The sequence below is a fragment of the Enterobacter sp. Ap-1006 genome, from assembly GCF_011752835.1.
Lineage (GTDB): Bacteria > Pseudomonadota > Gammaproteobacteria > Enterobacterales > Enterobacteriaceae > Cedecea.
In genome coordinates, this window is the sequence record NZ_VWWU01000006.1 from 97,521 (window position 1) to 120,741 (window position 23,221).

A 23,221-nucleotide genomic window follows, 5' to 3' on the forward strand; every position below is an offset into this window, starting at 1 on the left:
GATAACATTTTCCAGTCTGGCTGAGCAATAAGCAATAACCATTAGCTTGCAAAGTGTATAAGTGTGAGCTGCATCAAATAAAAATTTTGGCCTAGATCGAGCCACCAGGCGACAGCGTAAAACCTAAATCCAGCATTTTCGGGGTAATGATTTCACCGCGAATACGCGCCAGCAAACGCTCTGCGCCGATACGCCCCATGCGCTCTCGCGGGGTCAGCACGCTCGCCAGACGCGGCTCCATCACCTGCCCGATATCGTGGCCGTGGAAGCCGGCAATCGCCATATCTTCCGGAATACGCAGCCCCTGGCGCTGGCATTCAAAGGCCGCACCAATCGCCAAGTCATCGTTGGTGCAGAAGATGCTGTCGAGCTGCGGATATTCGCGTTTTGCCTGACGCAGCAGTTCAATACCGGTGGAATAAGACGAGGAGTTTTCAATCATCACGCTGTACGGCGTCAGCCCGGCGTCGAGCATCGCCTGCTCGTAGCCTTTTTGCTTGATGAGGGTACGTTCGTCGAGGCGCGCACCCAGGTAGGCCACATGTTTATGACCACGGGCAATAATGCTGGCCGTCATTTGACGAGCCGCCTCGAAGTTATCAAAGCCTACGGCGATATCCAGGCAAGGAGAAACGCTGTCCATCAGCTCCACCACCGGAATACCGGCAACTTCAATCATTTTCAGCGTTCTGGGCGTGTGGTTGCGCTCGGTCAGGATCAGGCCGTCGATATTCCAGGACAGCATGGATTCCAGACGCTCCTGCTCCAGTTCCGGCTTATAGCCGTAGTGAGCCAGCATGGTCTGGTAACCGTGGGCATCAATGACGTTTTCAATGCCGCGCAGCACTTCGGCGAACACCTGGTTGGTCAGGGAAGGCAGCAAAACGCCAATGGCCCGGCTGGTTGAATTAGAAAGGATATCCGGCGCACGGTTCGGGATATAGCCCAGTTCATCTAACGCGGCGGCAATTTTAACCTGCAGCGCGGCAGACACCTGATCCGGGTTGCGTAAGAAACGGCTGACCGTCATTTTGGTCACCCCAACGCGATCTGCAACATCCTGTAGTACCGGTCTTTTCTTTTTCATTGTCCTGCGCGACTTGTGAAGTTTCGACAGCCGAGTTTAGCACGGACAAAAGAAAACCCGCCCCTTTTTCAGGGGCGGGCTGTGCCGGGTAACGTTATACCGGTGGCAGGTCGAACAGCAGGATCTCGCTCGCTTCGTTGGCGTGAACGGAAATCGCCTGTTCATCCCAGACCGCGATCGCGTCGCTGGTTTTTGCCTGCGTACCGTTAATGGACACATCGCCTTTTACGACCTGGATCCAGACGCGGCGGTCGGCCGGAATTTGATAAACCGACTGCTCGTCTTTAGCCAGCGCCCAGCGGGACAGTTCCATATCCTGGTAAACCTTCAGCGAACCGTCGCGTGCATCCGGGGAAAGCACCAGCTGGCGCCCCTGAGGTGCATCAAAACGGCGCTGATCGTAGCGCGGCGTAATCCCGGTTTTTTCTGGAATGATCCAAATCTGGTACAGACGCAGCGGTTCGGTCTGGCTGGCGTTGTACTCAGAGTGGCGGATCCCGGTCCCGGCGCTCATGATCTGGAACTCACCCGCAGGCACACGTTCTTTGTTGCCCATGCTGTCCTGGTGCTCAACCGCACCTTCCAGCACATAGGTCAGAATTTCCATGTCTTTGTGCGGATGGGTCCCAAAACCCTGGCCCGCGTCGATCACGTCTTCGTTAATGACCCGCAGCGCCGAGAAGCCCATAAAGTTGGCGTCATAATAGTCGGCAAAAGAGAAGGTATGCCAGCTGTCCAGCCAGCCGTGGTTCGCATGGCCGCGGTCCTGTGCTTTTCTTAAGTAGATCATGGTATGTCCTCCGCAATTCGTTTGATGGGATAAGTGTGGACCCATTTCGCGGAGGATCATAGAGGGTGAGAATTGACTCCTCTGTTCAAAAAAAATGAACGAGTCAGAGGAGCCAAAATGCCATCAGCCGAGGCTTATTGTCGCAGGAGAAGGCTGTTCGAAACCGCGCTCCAGGATTTCCAGATTGGTGAGAGCTTCAATTTCTCTGACGTAATTAGGCTTGCCGACGATCAGCGTGTCGTACAGCGCATCATAGACGCGGCCATAGTCGCCCACTTCCGGTTTCCACTCTTCACGCACCGTTTCCCCGGCTTCGTTAACGTACTCCAGCGTCGCTACGCTGCTGTCGGCCCCGAACCCTGGCTCACCCGGCATGATGTACGCTTTGAGGCTGGTTTCCTGCTGATCGATGCCGTACTTCACGAACGAGCCTTTGGTACCGTGCACGATAAATTTCGGGTAATCGATTTTCACCAGATGGCTGGTTTTCACGATCGCTTTCAGGTCGCCGTAGAACAGCTGGGCTTCAAAGGTATCGTCCGGATTAGCTTTGTTGCGCAGGCTGCGGATGTCATAGGCGACATGGTCCGGGCGACCAAACAGGGAGATGATTTGGTCCATGGTGTGCACGCCCAGGCCGTAGAAAGCGCCGTCCGCCGGTTTACCAGGATTCGCAGGCGCATCCGAGCGATACATATCGAAGTGGCTTTCAATTTCCACAATCTTGCCGAGCTTGCCGCTCTCGATGGCTTTTTTCATCGTCAGGAAGCAGGCGTCAAAGCGACGGTTCTGGTAAGGCGTCACAACCAGGCCCTTCTCTTTTGCCAGCGCAAACAGCTCGCGCGCTTCGGCAAGCGTCGGAGTGAATGGCTTTTCCACCAGCACGTTTTTACCGGCTTCGAGCGCTTTTTTCGCGTACTCAAAATGGCTGTCAACGTGGGTGCAAATCACCACCAGTTTGACCAACGGGTCATTGAGAATGTCATCGAGTTGACTGGTGAAGTGAATGCCCGCGTACTGCGGCTGTTGTTCCAGCTCCGGCTTTTCGCTGCGGCGGAAGATATGAGCCACGTTGAGTTTGTCTTTACGAACCAGAACGAACGGCAGGTGATAGCGGGTGGTACTTTTACCAAAGCCGATGAAGGCACAGTGCAGAGTCATTTCATTATCCTTTTTGATTTGAGCTGCCTGTACCTTACTGCAAAGCCGCGCCACGTTATAGCCGTAGACTTATTTTAAAGGTCGGGCGTAGCCGTCGCAGGCAGTTTGTTCACGGCCTGCGCGCAGGAACCGGAGCGTATATAGATACGTGAGGATTTCGAGCACAGCCCGGGGACAAAATGGCAAGTAAGGTAGCCCGAATCGGATCGAAGTTTCCCCAAAGGAGTTGGCGCTGTAGCAAGGCGGCAAGGGAGGACATCCCGATGAGCTTACTTCGGTAAGTGATTCGGGTAACTGAGTGCAGCCAACGCGGCTAAGGCTTCAAATAATATGGGCAAAAAAAAAGCCAGCACCCGGCTGGCTAAAGTAATACTGGAAGCAATGTGAGCAATGTCGTGCTTTCAGGATGTCTCCGTAGGGGTCTCCCCTGAACGCATGGCAATAATAATCATTATCATTCGCACTTGTAAAGCGTTTTTTGAAAAAAATAGCGTTGACTTATTGTTCAAAGTCAATGATGTTTAAAAGGTTTTCTATAACTCATTGAGGAGAAAAGGATGAAATCAGTTGTTGTGCGTCACGCCGAACCTGGCGATGCGGAAGCTTTACAGAAAATGTATGCCCATCCGGCGCTTTACCGCGACACGCTGCAGCTACCTCATCCTTCTCTAAAAGCCTGGCATGACCGAATTACCGACCCCAGACCGGGGAGCCGACATCTGGTGGCATGCATCGACGATGAGATTGTGGGGCAGCTAACGCTGACGGTGGAGCAGTCTCCGCGCCGCAGCCACGTCGCCACTTTCGGTATGGGAGTGCATTACGATCATCAGGGGAAAGGCATCGCTTCGGCGTTGCTTAAGGAAATGGTTAGCCTGTGCGATAAGTGGCTGCGCATCGAGCGCATCGAGCTGACGGTATATACCGATAACGCGTCTGCGCTGGCGGTGTACCGCAAGTTTGGCTTCGAGGTGGAAGGCACCGGGAAGCGCTTTGCGCTGCGCGACGGCGAGTATGTGGATGCGTATTTTATGGCGCGTTTTAAGCCGGAGTGAGTTTTACCCTCACCCCGACCCTCTCCCTAAAAGGGAGAGGGGGAAAACAAGCGTGCTTCTTGCCGCCCTCTCGGTGAGGGGGCAATCAATACCCCGCGGTTAAATCATCCACCGAACGTGGATCAGACGCGCCATACAGCTTGCCGTCCGGCGCAATCATAATACTTTGCGTGCTGCCCATCGCAGCCTTCACCTGGACGTTTTGCCCCTTCTCTTTCAGCAACCTGAGCGTATCCGGGCTAAAGCCTTTCTCCACCCGCAGCTCGTCCGGCAGCCACTGGTGATGGAAGCGCGGCGCGTTGGTCGCTTCTGCCACATTCATGCCAAAATCGATGCTGTTGACCACCATTTGCAGCACGGTGGTGATAATTCGGCTCCCGCCTGGGCTGCCCGTGACCAGCCAGGTTTTCCCGTCCTTCACCACGATGGTTGGCGACATAGAAGATAGCGGGCGCTTGTGCGGCCCCACGGCGTTGGCTTCCCCACCGACCAGACCGTACACGTTCGGCACGCCCGGTTTAGCGGAAAAATCATCCATCTGGTTGTTCATCAGAATGCCGGTATTCCCGGCCACGATCCCGGTGCCGAAGGTAGTATTCAGCGTATAAGTCACCGCCACGGCGTTACCGTCTTTATCCACCACGGAGAAATGCGTGGTCTGGTTACTTTCATACGGGGCCAGGTTACCCGGCTTGATTTCGCTCGACGGCCGAGCCTTGTTGATATCAATTTTCTCCGCCAGCGATTTCGCATAAGCCTTGCTGGTCAGCGCCTGCCACGGCACTTTCACAAAGTCCGGATCGCCGAGGTATTCAGAGCGGTCGGCGTAGGCGTATTTTTCCGCCTCGGCCATGATTTGCAGGGTGTCCGCGCTGCCAAAGCCGTATTTCGCCAGATCGAAGTTTTCGAGAATATTGAGGATCTGCACGATGTGGATCCCCCCGGAAGACGGCGGCGGCATGGAATAGACTTCGTAGCCACGGTATTCCCCGCTGACGGGCTGACGCTCAATGGCTTTGTAATTGGCCAAATCCGCCTTGCTTATCAGCCCGCCGTTCTTCGCCATCTCTTCGCTAATCTGGTCGGCAATCACCCCCTTGTAGAAGGCATCTGGCCCCTGCTCGGCAATCATCTCCAGGCTTTTCGCCAGGTTGGCCTGCACCAGCCTGTCACCTTTTTGCAGCGGCTCTCCGTCCGCTTTCCAGAAGATAGCCTTGCTGTTGGCGTGATTCGGGATCACTTCCGCCCCGTACTGCTCCAGGTCGTCCGCCAGCGCATCGTTCACAATGATGCCGTCTCGTGCCAGTTTGATAGCCGGTTGCACGACTTTATTCAGCGGCATAGTGCCGTACTTTTCCAGCGCCAGGCTAAAGCCTGCCACTGTACCCGGGGTGCCGGAAGCCAGGTGCGAGGTCAGCGACTTCTTGCTGTCCGCATTGCCTTTATCGTCGAGGAACATATCCCGGCTGGCTTTTTCCGGCGCCATTTCCCGGAAGTCTATGGCGGTTGTTTTGCCGTCTTTGGTGCGCAGCATCATAAAACCACCGCCGCCGATATTGCCCGCCTGCGGGTGCGTGACCGCAAGGGCATAACCCACGGCGACCGCGGCATCTACCGCATTACCGCCCTGCTTTAAAATATCGACGCCCACCTGAGTCGCCGCTGCGTCCACCGAAGCCACCATGCCGTGCTCCGCGCGCACCGGATGGTAAACGTCCATTTCCACGCCATAAGAAACCGGCGGAGGAGCGGCTATAACCGTCAAACACAGCCCGATTGTCAGGGCTGGAATCGCTACCCAGCGTAAAGTTTTCCACTGCTTTATCATCGTTATATCCTCATTTACCCGGGGAAAGTCCCCGCTTAAGCCTGGTTCACAAATCCGAAATAATCACCGTGATAAAGGAAACGGAGTAAACTTAAGCAACCCCTGATGGGAGGAGATAACGATGAAAAAGGTATGGCTTCTGGCAGCCTTGCTGCCGCTAACCGCGCTCGCACAGCCGCTCAACACGACCAACAACCCTAACCTGCCGGTCTATCAGAACCCGAGCCAGCAGCGGATGCTGACGCAGATGCAAACGCAGCAGTCTCAGCAGCAGGGGATGTTAAAGCAGCAGATACAATCGCAAAATCAGCTTCAACAACAGCAGCTTCAGACGCAGTTGAACAATAATCAGCAGCGTGTCCTGCAGTCGCAGCCGGGCATGAACCCGCTGCCGAACACCAATGGTGGGATGCTAAGAGGAAATAACGGCGGCATGTTGAAGCCAAACAGTTCAACGCTGCCGCCGCCAGTCACGCCGTAAGGCGTTATGCGGAGAAGTCCGGGCCTATCTCGTCGATGCGGTCGGTACAGATGGCATCGACGCCCCACTGCAGCAGCACGGCCGCGCGGTGGGGAACGTTCACGGTATAAACCAGAATATACAGTCCAGCGGCTTTCAATGCCTTCACCCGAGCCTCATCAAGCAGTTGATGATTCAGGTGAATAGACACGCACTGTAACCGGGTCGTCAGTTCCTGCCAGTCATCACGCCATTCATCCAGCAGCAGACCGCGAGGCAGTTCAGGGGCCGCAAGCTGTGCGGCTTCCAGAGCTTCAATCTCAAAAGAAGAAAGCAGCGGTGCGGTTTGCCCGGCCCACAGCTCACGGGCAGCCAGCGCAACCACTTTGCCGGTTTCGGTTTCCAGGCCGGTGGTTGGCTTGATCTCAATGTTGGCCATCATGCCGTGCTGTTTACAGCGTTCAGCCACCTGAGAAAGCAGCGGCAGCGGCTCGCCCGCATATTCACGGCTGAACCAGCTTCCCGCGTCAACTTTCAGCAGATTGTCCCAGGTCAGTTCGCCGGCAACACCCCAGCCGTTGCTGGTACGCTCGAGCGTGTCGTCGTGGAGCAGGAAGATTTGCCCGTCGCGCGAGAGCTTGGCGTCAAACTCAATCATGGTGTGGCCGTAACGCGCTCCGACGTCAATTGCCGCGAGGGTGTTTTCCGGCGCAAGTTTACCGCCGCCACGGTGGGCGACGATTTTTGGGTAAGGCCAGTTGCTCATAAACGTTGTCCGTTTTTGCCATCAAAGAAGTGCAGATGTTCTTCTGGCAGATGCACCCAAAGTGTGGTGCCCGGCTGCGGGCGTTCCTGATGCCCAAGGCGAATCACCACTTTTTGACCGCCCCAGCGGCCGTGAACCAGGTTATCAGCCCCCAGCATTTCAAGGGTTTCCACCACAATCGGGATGCCACCTGCAGCCTGTGAGCTTAGCGCAATATGTTCCGGACGGATACCCAGCGTCATTGGCCGGCCAACCCACTGCAGACGCTGGCTGCCGGTCGGCAACGCATCGCCGCCGTCCAGCTCAAAGCGTGAGCCGTCGATACTGATGTTGCCATCCAGCAGGTTCATCGCCGGAGAGCCAATAAAACTTGCCACAAAGCGGCTCGCCGGGCGCTCGTAAACCTCGACTGGCGTACCAATCTGCTCCGCCACGCCTTTGTTCATCACCATCACGCGTTGGGCGAGGGTCATGGCCTCAACCTGGTCGTGCGTCACGTACAGGCTGGTGGTTTTCAGGCGGCGATGAAGCTGTTGAAGCTCAAGACGCATCTGCACGCGCAGCTTGGCATCAAGGTTGGATAGCGGTTCGTCAAACAGGAATACCGCCGGATCGCGCACGATGGCGCGGCCCATGGCAACGCGCTGGCGCTGGCCGCCAGAAAGTTCGCGCGGGCGGCGAGTTAACAGCGCGTCCAGCTCCAGAATACGGGCGGCTTCCAGCACTTTCTGGCGGATCTGTTCTTTGCCCAGACCGCGAATTTTCAGGCCCCAGGCCATGTTCTCTTCCACCGTCATGTGCGGATAGAGCGCATAGTTCTGGAACACCATGGCGATGCCACGCTCTTTGGGCTCCATGTCGGTGACGCGCTGGCTGTCGATCCAGATATCCCCGCTGGTCACCTGCTCCAGCCCGGCGACCATACGCAGCAGCGTAGATTTCCCGCAGCCAGAAGGCCCGACCATCACGATGAATTCGCCATCCGCTACGTCCACGGTCAGCGGCTGAATCACCTGGGTTTTACCGTCCCAGCTCTTGGTTACTGCCTGTAATTTTAAACCAGCCATGAAAGGTTCCTACTTCTCGCTATCAACCAGACCACGCACAAAGGCGCGCTGCATAACTAAAACAATAACAACCGGTGGGACGAGCGTGAGCAGCATCGCTGCCATCACCTGGTTCCACTGCGTCACGCCATCACCGCTGGCAATCATGCTTTTGATACCCGCCACGGCGGTGCCCAAATCGGCATCGGTGATTATCAGCAGCGGCCAGAGATACTGGTTCCAGCCATAGATAAAGGTGATCACGAACAGCGCCGCCAGGTTGGTTTTGGACAGCGGCAGCACGATGTCAAAGAAAAAGCGCATCGGCGAGGCGCCGTCGATGCGGGCCGCTTCCATCAGCTCGTCTGGCAGCGTCATGAAAAACTGGCGAAACAGGAACGTGGCCGTGGCCGACGCCATCAGCGGCAGCGTCAGGCCGGTGTAGCTGTCGAGCATTTTCAGGTTAGAGATAACCTCAACCGTCGGGAAAATACGCACTTCGACCGGCAGCATCAGGGTGATAAAAATCATCCAGAAGAACAGGTTACGCAGCGGGAAACGGAACCAGACGATGGCGAAAGCCGACAGCATCGACACGGCGATTTTGCCGATGGTGATCACCAGCGCCATCACCGTGCTGTTAAACAGCATCCGGCCGAACGGGGCGCTGTTGACCGCCACGCCGTTGGTCCAGATGTAGCTGATGTTTTCCCACAGGTGAGTACCGGGGATCAGCGTCATCGGCGTATCGAAGACGGCTTTGTTGTCCAGCGTCGCGGCAACAAACGCCACGTACAGTGGGAACAGAATGACGATGATGCCCAGAATCAGCATGGTGTGGCTGAAGATAGTCAGCCCGCGACGGTTCTCAATCATTGGTAGCGCACCTTACGTTCAACGAAGCGGAACTGAACCACCGTCAGGACAATCACCAGCAGCATTAGCACCACGGATTGCGCCGCCGAGGAAGAGAGATCCAACCCGGTAAACCCTTCGCGATAAATCTTGTAGATAAGCGTGGTGGTTGCCTGCACCGGGCCACCGCCGGTTGCCGCGTCGATCACCGGGAAGGTGTCGAAGAAGGCATAAACCAGGTTCACCACCAGCAGGAAGAAGCTCACCGGGGCAATCAGCGGCAGCGAGATAAAGAAGAAGCGGCGCACGGGGCCAGCTCCGTCAATGGCTGCGGCTTCCACCAGCGAACGCGGAATCGACTGCAAAGCGGCAAAGAAGAACAGGAAGTTGTAGCTAATCTGTTTCCACACGGACGCGAACACGACCAGGAACATGGCCTGCCCGCTGTTCTGCGCGTGGTTCCAGTTGTAGCCAAACTCTTCCAGCGTGTGGGTAATCAGCCCGCGCCCTGGGTTGAACAGGAAGATCCACAGCACCGCGGCAATGGCGGGTGCGACGGCATAAGGCAGCAGCATCAGCGTTTGATAAAAACGGCTGCCGCGCACCACATAATCCACCAGCGCGGCGAAGAACAGCGAAGCCAGAAGCCCGCAGCCTGCAACCAGCCCGCTGAAGATCATGGTGGTGTAGAAAGAGTCCAGATAGTAGCTATCGTGGAAGAGCTGCACGAAGTTATCCAGGCCAACGAAATGGCTGGACAGACCAAACGGGTCAAGGTTTTGCAGCGAGTACCAGAGGGCTTCGCCCGCCGGCCAGATAAAGAAAATGACGGTGATGATCAGCTGCGGCAGAACCAGCGCATAAGGTAGCCAACTTGAACGGAACACCGGGCGAGATGATGACATAGGGTTACTCGGTTAATGTTAGAACAGGCGATGCTTGCCCCTTAGCACAACGCTCTCCTGTGACAGAGAGCGCGGTACTCTGTCCCCTCCCTTTCGGGAGGGGGCGAGGGTAGAACTTAAGACTTGGTAGACTGCTCGAAGCGGCGCAGCAGCTGGTTACCACGCTCAACGGAAGCGTCCAGCGCCTGCTGTGGCGTTTTCTTACCGGTCCAAACGGATTCCAGCTCTTCGTCAACCACGGTACGAATCTGCGGCATGTTGCCCAGACGCAGGCCTTTGGTGAACGGCAACGGTGGCTTGTTCAGCATCTGGCGAGTTGCGGTGTCCGCACCCGGGTTCTTGTCGTAGAAGCCTTCTTTACGAGTCAGCTCGTAAGCGGCGGTGGTGATTGGCAGGTAGCCGGTTTTCTGGTGCCATTCAGCGGCGATTTCTGGTTTAGCCAGGAACTGCATGAACTCGGCCACGCCTTTATAGGTTGGCTTGTCTTTGCCCTGCATTACCCACAGGCTTGCCCCACCGATGATGGCGTTCTGTGGCGCGCCTTTCACGTCTGCGTCGTAAGGCATCATGCCTACGCCGTAGTTGAATTTCGCGTACTGACGAATATCAGCCAGAGAGCCGGAAGACGCGGTAGTGATCGCGCAGTCACCGTTGTAGAACTTCTCGGTGGACTCATCTTTACGGCCGAAATAGGTGAAGTCGCCCTTCTTGTTCATTTCTTCCAGCAGGGCAATGTGTTTCACCTGCTCAGGTTTGTTGAACTCCAGCACGGCATCAGTGCCGTCAAAGCCGTTGTTTTTGGTGGCGAACGGCAGGCCGTGCCAGGCGCTGAAGTTCTCCAACTGGATCCAGCCCTGCCAGCCGCTGGCGTAGCCACACTTCATGCCCGCTGCGCGCAGTTTGGCGCTGTATGCCGCCACGTCCTGCCAGGTTTTAGGTGGCTGATCCGGGTTCAGACCGGCTTTCTTGAAAGCGTCTTTGTTGTAGTACAGCACCGGGGTGGAGCTGTTGAAAGGCTGGGACAGCAGGTGGCCCGTTTTAGAGTCGGTGTAGTAACCGGCCACGGTCGGGACAAACTGAGATTCGTCGAAGTTGATGCCAGCGTCTTTAAACACTTCGTAGACCGGTTTGATAGCCTTGGAAGCCATCATGGTCGCGGTGCCAACTTCATATACCTGCAGGATGGCCGGGGCGTTACCGGAACGGTATGCCGCGATACCCGCCGCCAGGCTTTGATCGTAGTTGCCTTTATAAACCGGCACAATTTTGTAATCAGGGTGCGTTTCATTGAAACGGTTTGCCAGAGAATCCACTTCTTTACCCAGTTCCCCGTCCATTGAATGCCAGAAAGGAATCGTGGTAACGGCCATCGCCTGGGAGGCAAATGCCAGACCAAGCGTCAGCGCTAAAGCTGTGTGTCGTAACGATGTCATTCGGTTATCTCTCTTGTTGTGCCGGATGCGCGAAATCACGCGTTTTATGCTCGCGAGGTAACATGACACGCTCGAATGACAGAAAAATAACGGCTGGATGACAGAATAGTTACAGCGGAGTGAATGAAATGTTTCTTTGTCGACGGGAGATATATTTTTCTTTCCCCCGGCTGGCTGGGGGTGCAAACACAGCGGAGTGGCCTGATGCCCTCACCCCGTCCCTCTCCCACGGGGAGAGGGTGCAAACAAAAAAAACGGCAACCGAGGTTGCCGTTTTGCTTTTATTACCCGCCTAAATAAGCGCTGCGCACCGCTTCGTTTGCCAGCAGCGCATCGCCGGTATCTTCCAGCACGACGTGGCCGTTTTCCAGCACGTAGCCCCGGTCAGCCAGCTTCAGCGCCTGGTTGGCGTTCTGCTCCACGAGGAAGATGGTCATCCCTTCGCTGCGCAGCTGCTCAATGGTGTCGAAGATTTGCTGGATGATAATAGGCGCTAACCCCAGCGACGGTTCATCTAACAGTAACAGACGAGGCTGGCTCATGAGTGCGCGGCCAATCGCCAGCATCTGCTGCTCACCGCCGGACATGGTGCCCGCCCGCTGGATGCGGCGTTCGTGCAGACGCGGGAACAGATCGTAGACGCGCTTAATACGCGACTGGAACTGGTCACGTTCGGCAAAAAAGCCGCCCATCGCCAGGTTCTCTTCCACCGTCATGCGGGAGAAAACACGGCGCCCTTCCGGCACAATCGCCACGGCCTCACGCATGATGCGGGCGGTGTGCCAGTCTGTAATATCTTTGCCATCAAACACGATGCGGCCGCTGGTCGCGCGCGGGTCGCCGCAAAGCGTGCCAAGCAGCGTCGTTTTACCTGCGCCGTTAGCGCCGATGAGCGTAACAATTTCGCCCTGTTTAATATGCAGACTGACGTCGTGCAGCGCCTGGATTTTGCCGTAGTGGGCGCTCACCTTGTCAAACGACAGCATTACATTTTCCATCTTAAGCCTCACCCAGATAGGCGCGAATGACATCAGGGTTGTTGCGGATTTGCTCCGGCGTGCCGTTGGCTAACGGCGTTCCCTGGTTCACCACGTAGATACGGTCAGAAATGCCCATGACCAGCTTCATGTCGTGCTCAATCAGCAACACCGTGGTGTTGTGGTGATTGCGCAGCTCCATGATCAGCTCATCCAGCTCATGGGTTTCTTTCGGGTTAAGGCCGGCGGCAGGTTCATCCAGCATCAGGATTTCCGGCTGGGTCACCATGCAGCGAGCGATTTCAAGGCGACGCTGATCGCCATAGGCCAGGTTGCTTGCCTGGCGGTTAGCGTGCTCCAGCAGCCCGATACGCTCGAGCCAGGTGGCCGCTCTGTCCAGCGCTTCGCTCTGGGCGCGACGGAAGCCTGGGGTTTTCAGCAAGCCCGAGAAAATACCGGTTTTCAGCTGTTGATGTTGCGCCACCAGCAGGTTCTCAATCACCGTCATTTCACGGAACAGGCGAACGTGCTGGAAGGTACGCACCACGCCCATGCGCGCAATCTGCTGGCCCGGTAAGCCTTCCAGGTGTTGGTCGCGCAGCAAAATGGTGCCGCCGGTCGGCTTGTAAAAGCCGGTCAGGCAGTTAAACACCGTGGTTTTACCGGCGCCGTTCGGGCCGATAAGCGAAACAATTTCCTGTGGATGCAGCTCGAGCGAGACATTGTTGACGGCCAGCAGGCCGCCGAAACGCATCATCAGACCGCTTACGGATAACAATGGCTGACTCATGCCTGCTCTCCTTTCACTTGCTCTTTCTTCAGCTTCAGATGCGGACGCGTCATCGGCAGTAACCCTTGTGGACGCCAAATCATCATCAGCACCATCAGGCCACCGAGCACCAGCATGCTGTACTCGTTCAGGTCACGCATCAGCTCGCGGGAAACCACCAGCAGAACAGCGGCCAGAATCACCGCGAACTGCGAGCCCATCCCGCCTAGCACCACAATCGCCAGCACAAACGCCGACTCGGCGAAGGTGAAGGATTCCGGGCTGACAAAGCCCTGGCGTGCGGCGAACAACGTCCCGGCAAAGCCCGCAAAAGCTGCGCTGATGGTGAACGCAGTCAGCTTGATACGGGTTGGGTTCAGGCCCAGTGAACGGCAGGCGATTTCATCTTCGCGCAGCGCTTCCCAGGCGCGGCCAAGCGGCATACGCAGCAGGCGGTTAATCACGAACAGCGAGAGCACCACCAGCAGCAACGCTACCAGGTACAGGAAAATAATCCTGTCGCTCGGGTCGTAGGCCACGTTAAAGAAATTACTGAAGGTATCCCAGCCGCCTTCGCGAGCGGTACGGCTAAACTCCAGGCCGAAGAAGGTCGGTTTTGGGATCTGGCTGATGCCGTTCGGGCCGCCGGTAATATCGGTGTTGTTCAGCAGCAGGATACGGACGATTTCCCCGAAGCCCAGCGTCACGATCGCCAGGTAGTCCCCACGCAGGCGCAGTACCGGGAAGCCGAGCAGGAAGCCTGCGGCAGCAGCCACCAGGCCCGCCAGCGGCAGGCAGGTCCAGAAGCCCAGGCCGTAATAGTGATTCAGCAACGCAAAGGTGTAAGCGCCGATAGCGTAGAAGCCGCCGTAGCCCAGAACCAGCAGGCCAGACAGCCCCACCACCACGTTCAGCCCCAGGCCGAGGATGATGTAAATCATGGTTAATGTAGCAATGTCTACGGTGCCGCGTGAAACAAGGAACGGCCACGCCACAGCGGCAACCAGCAGCGCCACCAGGAACAGCTTCTGCTTAGCCGTGGAACCATCCAGCGCCGGCAGCACAAACTTCGGCCCGGACACTTTCTTCACGCCCTTCAGGAACAGCGGGCGCAGCAGTTGGAACACCAGTACCGCAGCGGTGCCGATGTAGACCCATTCCCAGCGCACGGAAGGCGCGCTGTTCACCACCAGTTTGGTGCCGTCCAGGCTAAGCTGAACGCCCATAAATACCGATGCTAAAACAAAGAACATGGCTGCGGAGAGCAGCGAAAAAACAATATGCATCGGTTTCATACTTTCTCAACCTCCGGACGACCCAGGATCCCGGTAGGCATCACCAGCAGCACCACAATCAGCAGCGCAAAGGAGACGACGTCTTTATATTCCGTGCTCAGGTAGGCTGAAGTCAGCGCTTCGGCCACGCCGAGGATCAGGCCGCCAATCATTGCGCCAGGAATACTGCCGATGCCGCCAAGTACCGCCGCGGTAAAGGCTTTCATCCCTGCCATAAAGCCGATGTACGGGTTGATTACGCCGTAGAACTGGCCCAACAGTACGCCAGCTACTGCCGCCATCGCGGCACCGATGACGAAGGTGAGCGAGATAACGCGGTCGGTATTAATCCCGAGCAGGCTGGCCATTTTCAGGTCTTCAGCACAGGCGCGGCAGGCGCGGCCCATGCGGGAATAACGGATGAACAGCGTCAGCGCCAGCATAGCCAAGAAGGTCACAACCCAGATAACCAGCTGCATGGTGGTGATGGTGGCGGTGAAGTTATCGCTCGCCCCCACAATCCACTGCCCGTTAAACAGGCTTGGCAGCGCGATGTCGCGCGAACCTTCCGTCAGGCTGACGTAGTTTTGCAGGAAGATGGACATCCCGATGGCGGAAATCAGCGCGATCAGGCGCTTGGAGTTACGCACCGGCTTGTAGGCGACGCGCTCAATGCTCCAGCCGTAGGCGCTGGCGATGATAATGGCGCCAATAAAGCCTGCGCCTACCAGCATCCAGCCCACATCAATTCCGAGCATCATTAGCGCGGCGATGATCATGAAAGAGACGTAGCTGCCGATCATATACACTTCGCCGTGGGCGAAGTTGATCATGCCAATAATGCCGTACACCATCGTGTAACCGATGGCGATCAGCGCGTAGGTACTGCCCAGCGTGACGCCGTTAAACATCTGCTGCAGGAAGTAGAGAAACTGCTCGGACATAACTTAACCTTTTAAAAACCCCCGACATAGGCCGGGGGTGGGATGACTGTGCAGCCTTCGCCTTACTTCGCCACGGAGGACGAACCATCGGCGTGCCACTGGAAGATACCGAATTCAAATCCTTTCAAATCGCCTTTCTCATCCCAGTTCAGCGGCCCAATCACGGTGTTCGCACCGTGTGCTTTTAAATCTTTCACCAGCGCAGCAGGATCTTTGCTGCCGGTACGGTCCATGGCAGTTGCCAGAGACTGAACTGCCGCGTAGGTGATCCACACATACGGGCCGCTCGGGTCTTTCTTCGCCGCTTTCAGCTCATCAACGATAGCTTTGTTGGCCGGATCCTGGTCATAGCGCTTAGGCATGGTGACCAGCATCCCTTCGCCCGCAGGGCCAGCGATGTTGGACAGAGAAGCGTTACCCACGCCTTCCGGCCCCATAAACTGAGTTTTCAGGCCAACGGCGCGTGCCTGGCGCAGGATCTGCCCCATTTCCGGGTAGTAGCCGCCGTAGTAAACGAAATCGATATTTTCTTTTTGCAGACGCGCCACCAGGGTGGAGAAATCTTTGTCGCCGGCGGTGATCCCGTCGAAGAACACGATGTTAGCGCCGCCTTTTTTCAGGCCATCCTGCACAGAGCGCGCCAGACCTTCGCCGTACTGCTGCTTATCGTGGATGATCGCGATGCGCTGCGGCTTAACGTGTTCCAGAATATATTTGGACGCCGTTGGGCCCTGGGAAGAGTCGAGGCCAGCGGTACGCATGATCATGCCGTAGCCGCGCTGGGTCAGCTCAGGGTTGGTCGCGCCCGGAGTGATCATCAGGATGCCTTCATCTTCATAGATGTCAGAAGCTGGCTGGGTGGAAGAGGAGCACAAGTGGCCGATAACGTACTTCACGCCGTCGTTAACGATTTTGTTGGCAACCGCCACGGCCTGTTTTGGATCGCAGGCATCGTCATATTCAACGCCAACCAGCTTGTCGCCTTTGATCCCGCCTTTGGCGTTGATGTCTTTGATAGCCTGGCGAGCGCCGTTAAATTCCATGTCGCCCCACTGCGCGACCGGGCCTGACATTGCCCCGACAACAGCCACTTTGATATCACCCGCGGTTGCCGCGTGAGACACGGCCAACGCCACCAGCCCGGCCAGTAATGTCTTCGCGTTCATCTTCATTCGTTCCATCCCCATAACTTGGTTAAAAAGCACTCAGTACCTTTTATAATCAATGACCATTTTTATCAGTGCCGTTAAGGAGTTAGCGGTAAATTTTACAATTTATCAGACTAAACTCTCTATTTTTCAGGCGATTAAGTAGAGATAATATTCTGTATTTCGCCATAGTTAAACAAAAAAAAGCACCAAAATCAGCATAAAATAGCGGTACAAAGAGCCGAACAATTCACTGGATTTTAGTGCTTTATCCTGGTCAGGATTCAATCTGCCGCGTTAAAGGCTGGCTTATCTTTTCGCTAAAAAGTAATCAACTGCTGAACGGCATAAAAAAGATAAAGCGTCTGAGGCAAATAAATTGGTTACACTCGGGGTTTTCCCGCTTTTTGGTTAGGTCACTTATGAAACTCACTATCATTCGTCTGTTTGAGTTTAGCGCTCAGGATAAAATTGACCTCGGCAAGATCTGGCCGGAATACTCAAGCGGTTCGCTGACCCTTAGCGACAATGAAAGGATCTACGCCGCAAAATTTAACGAACGCCTGCTCGGCGCGGTGCGCGTCACGCTCACAGGGGATGCCGGAGCGCTGGATTCTCTGCGCGTTCGTGAAATTACCCGCCGCCGGGGCGTGGGTCAGTATTTGCTGGAAGAGGTCATGCGGGATAACCCGGCGATTAAACACTGGTGGCTGGCGGATGTTGGCGTTGAGGATCATGCCGTGATGACGGCGTTTATGCAGGCTTCCGGGTTCCGCGAGCAGAGCGGCGGTTGGGGGAGGTAAGCGGCTTTCCCACCTGCATCCTTGCAGCAAATAAGTCGCTCTATGAAGGTACGGCTTTTCCCTCATCCACAACGTCGCTGCTTGTTTACCCTCACCCTAACCCTCTCCCTACAAGGGAGAGGGAATAAACAATATTCCCGTCGGCCGTTTTCCCCTCTCCCTCTGGGACAGGGAATAAACAATGTTCCCCGTCGCCGTTTTCCCCCTCTCCCTCTGGGAGAGGGCCGGGGTGAGGGTTGAATTGTAACCCGGCGCTCATCGCCCGCGAAAACACTAAAACGGCAACCCTTTGGTTGCCGTTTGCTTTTATTTTGCGTCAGTGGCTGTGCCGTTGGCATGCCAGGTGAACACGCCGAACTCAAAGCCTTTCAGGTCGCCTTTCTCATCCCACGACAGCGGCCCCATCACGGTATCCACGGTCGCCCCTTTCAGGTATTTGGAGATTGCCGCCGGATCTGCGCTCTGGTTCAGGCCAGCAGCCAGCGACTGCAGGGCTGCGTAGGTGGTCCAGACGAATGCGCCGCTTGGATCCTGTTTCTTCGCTTTGATCGCGTCCACAATCGGTTTGTTGGCCGGAACCTGATCGTAGTTCTTCGGTTTGGTCACCAGCAGGCCTTCTGCTGAATCCCCGGCGATGTTAGACAGGGAAACGTTCGCCACGCCTTCCGGCCCCATGAACTGCGTTTTCAGGCCAGCCGCGCGGGACTGGCGCAGGATCTGCCCCATTTCCGGGTGGTAGCCGCCGTAGTAAACAAAGTCGATGTTTTCTTTCTTCAGGCGAGCAACCAGCGTGGAGAAATCTTTCTCACCGGCGGTGATCCCGTCGAAGAACACCACATTAGCGCCGCCTTTTTTCAGGCCGTCCTGCACGGAGCGCGCCAGACCTTCGCCGTACTGCTGCTTATCGTGGATAACAGCAATGCGCTTAGGCTTCACGTGTTCCAGAATGTATTTCGCCGCGGTTGGGCCCTGGTCGGAGTCGAGACCGGTAGTACGCAGAGTCAGCTTATAGCCGCGCGCGGTCAGCTCCGGTGCCGTAGCCGCCGGGGTGATCATCAGAATGCCTTCGTCTTCGTAAATGTCAGACGCTGGCTGAGTAGAAGAAGAACACAGGTGACCGATCACGTACTTGATGCCGTCGTTCACCACTTTGTTCGCTACCGCGACCGCTTGTTTCGGGTCACAGGCATCGTCATATTTAGTGATAACCAGTTTGTCGCCTTTGATCCCGCCTTTGGCGTTAATGTCAGCCACCGCCTGCTCGGCACCGGTAAATTCCTGATCGCCATATTGCGCGACCGGCCCAGACATTGCCCCTACTACCGCGACCTTAATATCTTTTGCCATCGCCGCGTGGCTCATTGCCAGTGCAATGCATCCTGCCAGTAAGGCTTTACCCGTCATTTTCATCCTGAGAGTCCCCATTGTTATGGTTATTGAATTTGTTGTGTTGTTGTTTGTTAGCGCATTATTCTGTTTGTAGGTATAAGAAAAGCATATGATAGCTAACTTAAGGGCAGCAGCCGGCGCTACGGCAGCACACTATGCTAAACATAGCGCCATTTGCGATAATTTGGAAAGACATATTTGAAGGTTAGATAACGGGAATGTGACAAAAAATAACCGCGCCGGAAAGCCTCCGGGCGCGGGGGAGCAAGCCTCGGAATCACCAACCTGCCGGCAAATATCCCAGAGCGGAAGCAACCGCATAAACGGCACTGCAGAGGTAAAGCAACACGATGAAAATCTGGATCAGCGGGTGGGTCATGAACGCCGGGCAGGTCCAGCCTGGCGTGATATCGCCGCTGCGGCGGGCGCCTTTAATCATCAGGATCGGCATAATCGACAAAATCACGCCGCTGAACACGCCGGCAAAATAGAGCGCATTCACGAACGACACCAGCCCGCTGTAGGCCAGCACAAACGGCGGGATCGCGACCACCAGCAGTACCAGAAAACGCTTCAGAGAAGGCTCATCGCTGCCCAGGCGGAAGCGGTCAAAGATATTGGTCAGGAAACTCCCGCCCAACCCCCAGTACGACGTCAGCATGGCGCACAGTGCAAACAGGTTCGCCGAGAAGAATGCCCACTCTCCCAGCGCTTTCCCCCAGGAAATCGTCGCCACCTCAGAGATATCGTCCAGCCCGTTAAGCATGATGACCGACATCGGCACCAGGGCCAGCAGCGCGAAGGTCACCACCATGCCAACGATAATGGCTTTCGGTAGCTTTTCGGGCTTGTCGGCAAAACCACGCGCCATCTCCGGCACGATGTACTGCGCCGAGAAGCAGAACACCACCACATTGAACACCGGTACCATATAAAGCCAGTTGCCTTCCAGCAGGTAGCCGACGCTGGTCGTCTCTTTCAGCAAAGTCGCAATCACCAGCACCGCGATCATCACCACCATGCCGACGCTAATGAACTTTTCCCCGCGCCCGATGGCTTTCAGGCCCATGTACAGCACGCCCGCAGCCGGGATAAAAAACAGCACGCTGCCCAGGGCCGGGGATATACCAAACAAAGAGTGCAGCAGTTTGCCGCTGCCGGTCATATAGGCGGTCAACGCCCCAACGCTGTTTACGCAGACGGAAAGGAACATCATCAGCGCGCCAAAGCGCCCGACGTAGCGCAGCGACAGCCCGCTGAGCTGCAAATGCTGGCGGGTACGCAAAGTGGATTCAGCGACGTAAAGCATCGTCACGGTGGTCAGGCTGCCCACCAGCACCAGCCAGAATAGCAGCGGCCAGAATCCCGCCTTGCTCGAGGCATAGGCGATAGAAAGCACGCCCGCGCCGATGTTAGTGCCGACAATCATCGACACGCCTTCAACGAAACTCAGGGATTTACCGGGGACAGCAGTCCGCTCCCCGCGCGCAACGGCGGGAGAGAAGGTGGAGTTTTCAGACATAATATTTTCCGTATTACTCCGGCGGCAACGCCCGCCGGAAAACAGGGGATATCAGGGTGATAAACCACGGCAAAAAGCGCTGCGGCCGCCTCGTGTTATGGCGGGCTTCCCTGCCGCCGCAAACTACAGAGGGATTAGCCCTTAAGCACTCTGGACAGAATGGCCAGCGCTTTGGTGAACTGAGCATCAGGAATGGTCAGCGGATAAAGGAAGCGGATAACGTTGCCGTAGACGCCGCAGCTCAGCAGCAGCAGCCCTTGTTCCTGCGCTTTCAGCTGAACTTCACGGGTATATTCTGGCGAAGGTTTCCCGGTCTGCGGATCGTTAAACTCCACCGCCACCATCGAGCCCTGTCCACGCACGTCAACAATCGCCGGGCAGCTTTGGCGCGCCTGATTCAGGACTTCTTTCAGGTGTTCACCAAGCTGGGTGGCACGCTTGCACAGCTGCTCTTCTTTGATCACATCCAGCACCGCATGCGCCGCCGCAACCGCCAGCGGGTTGCCCGCATAGGTCCCGCCCAGGCCGCCGGGCGCAGGGGCATCCATCACTTCGGCACGGCCCACAACGCCGGACAGCGGGAAGCCACCGGCCAGGCTTTTCGCCATCGTCATCAGGTCGGCTTTGACGCCGTAATAGTCCATCGCAAACAGCTTGCCGGTACGCGCGAAACCGGTCTGTACTTCATCGGCAATCAGCAGAATGCCGTGGGTGTCGCACAGCTGGCGCAGCGCCTGCATAAATTCAGGGGGCGCCACGTTGAAGCCGCCTTCTCCCTGAACCGGCTCCAGTATGATGGCCGCGACCTGATCCGCGGCGATATCGGCTTTAAAGATACGGTCCAGGCTTTTGAGCGCATCGTCAGTCGTCACGCCGTGAGCGGCATTCGGGTAAACCGCGTGGTAGACAGAGCCAGGGAACGGGCCAAAACCGATTTTGTAAGGTGCCACTTTGCCGGTCAGCGCCATGGTCATAAAGGTACGGCCATGGAAGCCGCCGCCGAAAGTGATCAGGCCGGGACGTTTGGTATAAGCGCGGGCGATTTTCACCGCATTCTCAACCGCTTCTGCACCGGTGGTGAAGAACGCGGTTTTCGCCGGGCCGTCAATCGGCGCCAGTTCGTTAATACGCTCGGCCAGCGAAACGTAGCTTTCATAAGGGACAATCTGGTAAGCCGTGTGGGTGAAGGCCTGCAATTGTTTTTCTACAGCGGCAATCACTTTCGGGTGACGATGGCCGGTGTTCAGCACGGCGATCCCGGCGGCAAAATCGATAACCTCGTTGCCTTCCACATCCCACAGAGTGGCGTTCTCCGCCTTCTCTGCAAAGTAGCTACACATCACGCCCACACCGCGCGGCGTGGCCTGTAAACGACGCTGATTCAGCTCTGCACTTTTCACCTTGTTCTCTCCTGTTAAGTCAGTCACTTTATCGCAACAAATCAGAAACAATGTCGTTTATTTACACAGGTATTGGCCCTATAATCGAGTACCAATTCAGTTTATCTGAGGGATCCAATTGCGAGACTTAGTGGGTGATTTGATTCTTGTCAGGCTACAGGCAGAGACCGATATCCTGCTGCATAAACGTCTTTATAATGCGCTGCGCCGTTCCATTCTGGATGGCTCATTGCCGCCCCACAGCCGCCTGCCCGCCTCCCGCGACTTAGCCAGCGAACTCAGCATTTCTCGTAACACTGTGTTAACAGTTTACGAGCAGCTTATGACCGAGGGGTACGTTTCATCCCGCCAGGGCAGCGGCACTTTTGTTGAAAAAACGCTGCCGGATCGCTTCACCTCCACGGGAAGCCCTGGCGAAGGCGGCACGGCCCCGGCTTCTAAGGTATCTATTTCCCGCCGCGGACAGCATCTTCTTTCTCAGGTGAGCGCCAGCCCGCGCCAGTGGGGAGCGTTTATTCCCGGTGTACCGGACGTCAACGCCTTCCCTCATCCGCTATTCAGCAAGATCCAGGCGCGCATTAGCCGCCGCCCTAAGCCGGAGCGCCTGAGCTATAGCTGCAACGGCGGTACGCCAGAGCTACAGCATGCCCTTGTCGATTACCTGCGTGTTTCCCGAGGAGTAAACTGCCAGGTCGACCAAATCCTGATCACCGAAGGGATCCACCAGGCTATCGATCTGGTCACCCGGATGCTGTGCGACAGAGGCGACCTGGCGTGGATCGAAGAACCTTCTTACTGGGGCATCCGCCACGTACTGACGATGAATGATGTGCGGGTCACGCCGCTCACCGTCGATGAGAACGGCCTTTGCCCGCCGGAGAAAGTGACCGAAGCGCCGCGCTTAATCTTCGTCACGCCATCTCATCAGTACCCGCTGGGGGCGGTAATGAGCCTGGAGCGCCGCCAGCGCCTGTTGGCACTCGCCCGCCAGCACGGCAGCTGGATTATTGAAGATGACTACGACAGCGAATTTCGCTTTTCTGGCCAGCCTATTCCGGCGCTGCAGGGGCTGGTCACCGACGCGCCGGTGGTTTACATCGGCACCTTCAGTAAAACGCTTTATCCGGGCTTAAGGCTCGGCTACGTCGTGCTGCCTCGCCCGCTGGTCAATGACCTGAAAACCGCCCATGCGGAACTGTATCGCGGCGGGCATTCGCTTATTCAGCAGGCGCTGGCAGAGTTTATTACCGCCGGGCATTATTCGGCCCATATTCGCCGGATGCGCCTGCTCTACGGCCGCCGTCGCGCCTTCCTGACCGACCTGATCTCCCGCCACTGCGGGCCACAGGCGCTGTCAGATTTTAGCGATAACGCCGGGCTGCATTTGATTTTGAACCTGCCTGATGAGGCCGATGATGTGGCGATTGCTGAGCACGCGAACGCCCGCAATATTCTGGTGCGGCCCTTGTCGCGTTACTACCTGACCGAACGGCGCAAGAAGGGATTACTGATGGGGTTCGCCAGCCTGCCGGAGAGCGAAATGGAAGCGGCGTTTACCGTGCTGCTGGCATGTATGCCGGAGCATAAAAAGCAAAACGCCCCAACATAA

21 protein-coding genes are annotated in these 23,221 nt (G+C 56.5%); 4 read left to right on the forward strand and 17 right to left on the reverse strand.

The window, feature by feature from the left end:
• Window positions 1-91 precede the first annotated feature (91 nt).
• From gntR to F3J28_RS18290, 3 genes are all read right to left on the reverse strand, one after another.
• Window positions 92-1,087 (reverse strand): gluconate operon transcriptional repressor GntR, encoded by a 996-nt coding sequence (gene gntR, locus F3J28_RS18280; RefSeq protein WP_008457915.1) that lies wholly within the window; start codon window positions 1,085-1,087, stop codon window positions 92-94.
• A gap of 94 nt (window positions 1,088-1,181) precedes the next feature.
• Window positions 1,182-1,877: a pirin family protein gene (locus tag F3J28_RS18285; RefSeq protein WP_166867980.1), complete on the reverse strand. Its 696-nt coding sequence runs from the start codon at window positions 1,875-1,877 to the stop codon at window positions 1,182-1,184.
• 123 nt (window positions 1,878-2,000) lie between these two features.
• Entirely contained in the window at window positions 2,001-3,038 is a 1,038-nt protein-coding gene (locus F3J28_RS18290) for an oxidoreductase (protein WP_166878507.1), read from the reverse strand.
• Window positions 3,039-3,595: 557 nt separating this feature from the next.
• On the opposite strand from F3J28_RS18290, the gene F3J28_RS18295 reads away from it, so the two are divergent.
• Complete coding sequence (locus F3J28_RS18295; RefSeq protein ID WP_166878509.1) at window positions 3,596-4,093, forward strand: GNAT family N-acetyltransferase; 498 nt, start codon at window positions 3,596-3,598, stop codon at window positions 4,091-4,093.
• Window positions 4,094-4,178: 85 nt separating this feature from the next.
• Here the strand turns inward: F3J28_RS18295 and ggt are convergent, their stop codons facing one another.
• A complete protein-coding gene (gene ggt / locus F3J28_RS18300; RefSeq protein WP_166878512.1) occupies window positions 4,179-5,921 on the reverse strand; it encodes a gamma-glutamyltransferase in 1,743 nt (580 codons plus the stop codon).
• A 121-nt stretch (window positions 5,922-6,042) separates the two neighbouring features.
• Here ggt and F3J28_RS18305 point away from each other — a divergent pair, with 121 nt between their 5' ends.
• Complete coding sequence (locus F3J28_RS18305) at window positions 6,043-6,402, forward strand: DUF2756 family protein (protein ID WP_008457926.1); 360 nt, start codon at window positions 6,043-6,045, stop codon at window positions 6,400-6,402.
• A gap of 4 nt (window positions 6,403-6,406) precedes the next feature.
• On the opposite strand, the gene ugpQ is transcribed toward F3J28_RS18305, so the two are convergent.
• From ugpQ to livK, 10 genes are all read right to left on the reverse strand, one after another.
• Window positions 6,407-7,147 (reverse strand): glycerophosphodiester phosphodiesterase, encoded by a 741-nt coding sequence (gene ugpQ / locus F3J28_RS18310; RefSeq protein WP_166878514.1) that lies wholly within the window; start codon window positions 7,145-7,147, stop codon window positions 6,407-6,409.
• A complete protein-coding gene (locus F3J28_RS18315) occupies window positions 7,144-8,214 on the reverse strand; it encodes a sn-glycerol-3-phosphate import ATP-binding protein UgpC (RefSeq protein WP_008457931.1) in 1,071 nt (356 codons plus the stop codon). The genes ugpQ and F3J28_RS18315 overlap by 4 nt, the downstream gene beginning before the upstream one ends.
• A 9-nt stretch (window positions 8,215-8,223) precedes the next feature.
• The gene (gene ugpE, locus F3J28_RS18320) at window positions 8,224-9,069 is read right to left on the reverse strand and encodes a sn-glycerol-3-phosphate ABC transporter permease UgpE (RefSeq protein WP_008457932.1); all 846 of its coding nucleotides are present in this window, start codon (window positions 9,067-9,069) and stop codon (window positions 8,224-8,226) included.
• The gene (ugpA, locus tag F3J28_RS18325) at window positions 9,066-9,953 is read right to left on the reverse strand and encodes a sn-glycerol-3-phosphate ABC transporter permease UgpA (RefSeq protein ID WP_008457934.1); all 888 of its coding nucleotides are present in this window, start codon (window positions 9,951-9,953) and stop codon (window positions 9,066-9,068) included. Before ugpA ends, ugpE begins: the two co-directional genes overlap by 4 nt.
• A 116-nt stretch (window positions 9,954-10,069) precedes the next feature.
• Window positions 10,070-11,386: a sn-glycerol-3-phosphate ABC transporter substrate-binding protein UgpB gene (ugpB, locus tag F3J28_RS18330; protein ID WP_008457936.1), complete on the reverse strand. Its 1,317-nt coding sequence runs from the start codon at window positions 11,384-11,386 to the stop codon at window positions 10,070-10,072.
• Between the two features lie 284 nt (window positions 11,387-11,670).
• On the reverse strand, window positions 11,671-12,384 hold the full coding sequence (gene livF, locus F3J28_RS18335) for a high-affinity branched-chain amino acid ABC transporter ATP-binding protein LivF (protein ID WP_085938903.1): 714 nt from the start codon (window positions 12,382-12,384) through the stop codon (window positions 11,671-11,673).
• 1 nt (window position 12,385) lies between these two features.
• Window positions 12,386-13,153 carry a high-affinity branched-chain amino acid ABC transporter ATP-binding protein LivG gene (gene livG / locus F3J28_RS18340; RefSeq protein WP_008457941.1) on the reverse strand — a complete coding sequence of 256 codons (768 nt, stop codon included), beginning with the start codon at window positions 13,151-13,153 and terminating at the stop codon, window positions 12,386-12,388.
• Entirely contained in the window at window positions 13,150-14,427 is a 1,278-nt protein-coding gene (locus tag F3J28_RS18345; protein WP_166878517.1) for a high-affinity branched-chain amino acid ABC transporter permease LivM, read from the reverse strand. Before F3J28_RS18345 ends, livG begins: the two co-directional genes overlap by 4 nt.
• Window positions 14,424-15,350 (reverse strand): high-affinity branched-chain amino acid ABC transporter permease LivH, encoded by a 927-nt coding sequence (livH, locus tag F3J28_RS18350; RefSeq protein WP_008457946.1) that lies wholly within the window; start codon window positions 15,348-15,350, stop codon window positions 14,424-14,426. Before livH ends, F3J28_RS18345 begins: the two co-directional genes overlap by 4 nt.
• 62 nt (window positions 15,351-15,412) lie before the next feature.
• Window positions 15,413-16,522, reverse strand: a complete 1,110-nt coding sequence (gene livK / locus F3J28_RS18355) for a high-affinity branched-chain amino acid ABC transporter substrate-binding protein LivK (RefSeq protein WP_166878519.1) — start codon at window positions 16,520-16,522, stop codon at window positions 15,413-15,415.
• Window positions 16,523-16,920: 398 nt separating this feature from the next.
• On the opposite strand from livK, the gene panM reads away from it, so the two are divergent.
• Window positions 16,921-17,301, forward strand: coding sequence for an aspartate 1-decarboxylase autocleavage activator PanM (panM, locus tag F3J28_RS18360; protein WP_166878522.1), 381 nt, complete (start codon window positions 16,921-16,923; stop codon window positions 17,299-17,301).
• Window positions 17,302-17,607: 306 nt separating this feature from the next.
• Here panM and F3J28_RS18365 read toward each other — a convergent pair whose 3' ends face one another.
• The 3 genes from F3J28_RS18365 to F3J28_RS18375 form a co-directional block, all read right to left on the reverse strand.
• Entirely contained in the window at window positions 17,608-18,711 is a 1,104-nt protein-coding gene (locus F3J28_RS18365; protein WP_166878525.1) for a branched-chain amino acid ABC transporter substrate-binding protein, read from the reverse strand.
• 256 nt (window positions 18,712-18,967) lie between these two features.
• Window positions 18,968-20,212, reverse strand: a complete 1,245-nt coding sequence (locus F3J28_RS18370) for an aromatic amino acid transport family protein (protein ID WP_166878527.1) — start codon at window positions 20,210-20,212, stop codon at window positions 18,968-18,970.
• 134 nt (window positions 20,213-20,346) lie between these two features.
• Complete coding sequence (locus F3J28_RS18375) at window positions 20,347-21,612, reverse strand: 4-aminobutyrate--2-oxoglutarate transaminase (RefSeq protein WP_166878530.1); 1,266 nt, start codon at window positions 21,610-21,612, stop codon at window positions 20,347-20,349.
• A gap of 118 nt (window positions 21,613-21,730) precedes the next feature.
• Between F3J28_RS18375 and pdxR the strand changes: the two genes are divergently transcribed.
• Window positions 21,731-23,221, forward strand: coding sequence for a MocR-like pyridoxine biosynthesis transcription factor PdxR (gene pdxR, locus F3J28_RS18380; protein ID WP_166878532.1), 1,491 nt, complete (start codon window positions 21,731-21,733; stop codon window positions 23,219-23,221).

Excerpts from the sequence above, each read along its gene's own strand:
- livH (WP_008457946.1), bottom strand. The coding sequence starts at position 15,350 with ATGTCCGAGCAGTTTCTCTACTTCCTGCAGCAGATGTTTAACGGCGTC.
- F3J28_RS18365 (WP_166878525.1), bottom strand. The coding sequence starts at position 18,711 with ATGAAAATGACGGGTAAAGCCTTACTGGCAGGATGCATTGCACTGGCA.
- F3J28_RS18315 (WP_008457931.1), bottom strand. The coding sequence starts at position 8,214 with ATGGCTGGTTTAAAATTACAGGCAGTAACCAAGAGCTGGGACGGTAAA.
- ugpB (WP_008457936.1), bottom strand. The coding sequence starts at position 11,386 with ATGACATCGTTACGACACACAGCTTTAGCGCTGACGCTTGGTCTGGCA.
- ugpE (WP_008457932.1), bottom strand. The coding sequence starts at position 9,069 with ATGATTGAGAACCGTCGCGGGCTGACTATCTTCAGCCACACCATGCTG.
- F3J28_RS18370 (WP_166878527.1), bottom strand. The coding sequence starts at position 20,212 with ATGTCTGAAAACTCCACCTTCTCTCCCGCCGTTGCGCGCGGGGAGCGG.
- F3J28_RS18290 (WP_166878507.1), bottom strand. The coding sequence starts at position 3,038 with ATGACTCTGCACTGTGCCTTCATCGGCTTTGGTAAAAGTACCACCCGC.
- livG (WP_008457941.1), bottom strand. The coding sequence starts at position 13,153 with ATGAGTCAGCCATTGTTATCCGTAAGCGGTCTGATGATGCGTTTCGGC.
- gntR (WP_008457915.1), bottom strand. The coding sequence starts at position 1,087 with ATGAAAAAGAAAAGACCGGTACTACAGGATGTTGCAGATCGCGTTGGG.
- F3J28_RS18295 (WP_166878509.1), top strand. The coding sequence starts at position 3,596 with ATGAAATCAGTTGTTGTGCGTCACGCCGAACCTGGCGATGCGGAAGCT.
- F3J28_RS18285 (WP_166867980.1), bottom strand. The coding sequence starts at position 1,877 with ATGATCTACTTAAGAAAAGCACAGGACCGCGGCCATGCGAACCACGGC.
- panM (WP_166878522.1), top strand. The coding sequence starts at position 16,921 with ATGAAACTCACTATCATTCGTCTGTTTGAGTTTAGCGCTCAGGATAAA.
- livK (WP_166878519.1), bottom strand. The coding sequence starts at position 16,522 with ATGAAGATGAACGCGAAGACATTACTGGCCGGGCTGGTGGCGTTGGCC.
- F3J28_RS18345 (WP_166878517.1), bottom strand. The coding sequence starts at position 14,427 with ATGAAACCGATGCATATTGTTTTTTCGCTGCTCTCCGCAGCCATGTTC.
- F3J28_RS18305 (WP_008457926.1), top strand. The coding sequence starts at position 6,043 with ATGAAAAAGGTATGGCTTCTGGCAGCCTTGCTGCCGCTAACCGCGCTC.
- livF (WP_085938903.1), bottom strand. The coding sequence starts at position 12,384 with ATGGAAAATGTAATGCTGTCGTTTGACAAGGTGAGCGCCCACTACGGC.
- ggt (WP_166878512.1), bottom strand. The coding sequence starts at position 5,921 with ATGATAAAGCAGTGGAAAACTTTACGCTGGGTAGCGATTCCAGCCCTG.
- ugpQ (WP_166878514.1), bottom strand. The coding sequence starts at position 7,147 with ATGAGCAACTGGCCTTACCCAAAAATCGTCGCCCACCGTGGCGGCGGT.
- ugpA (WP_008457934.1), bottom strand. The coding sequence starts at position 9,953 with ATGTCATCATCTCGCCCGGTGTTCCGTTCAAGTTGGCTACCTTATGCG.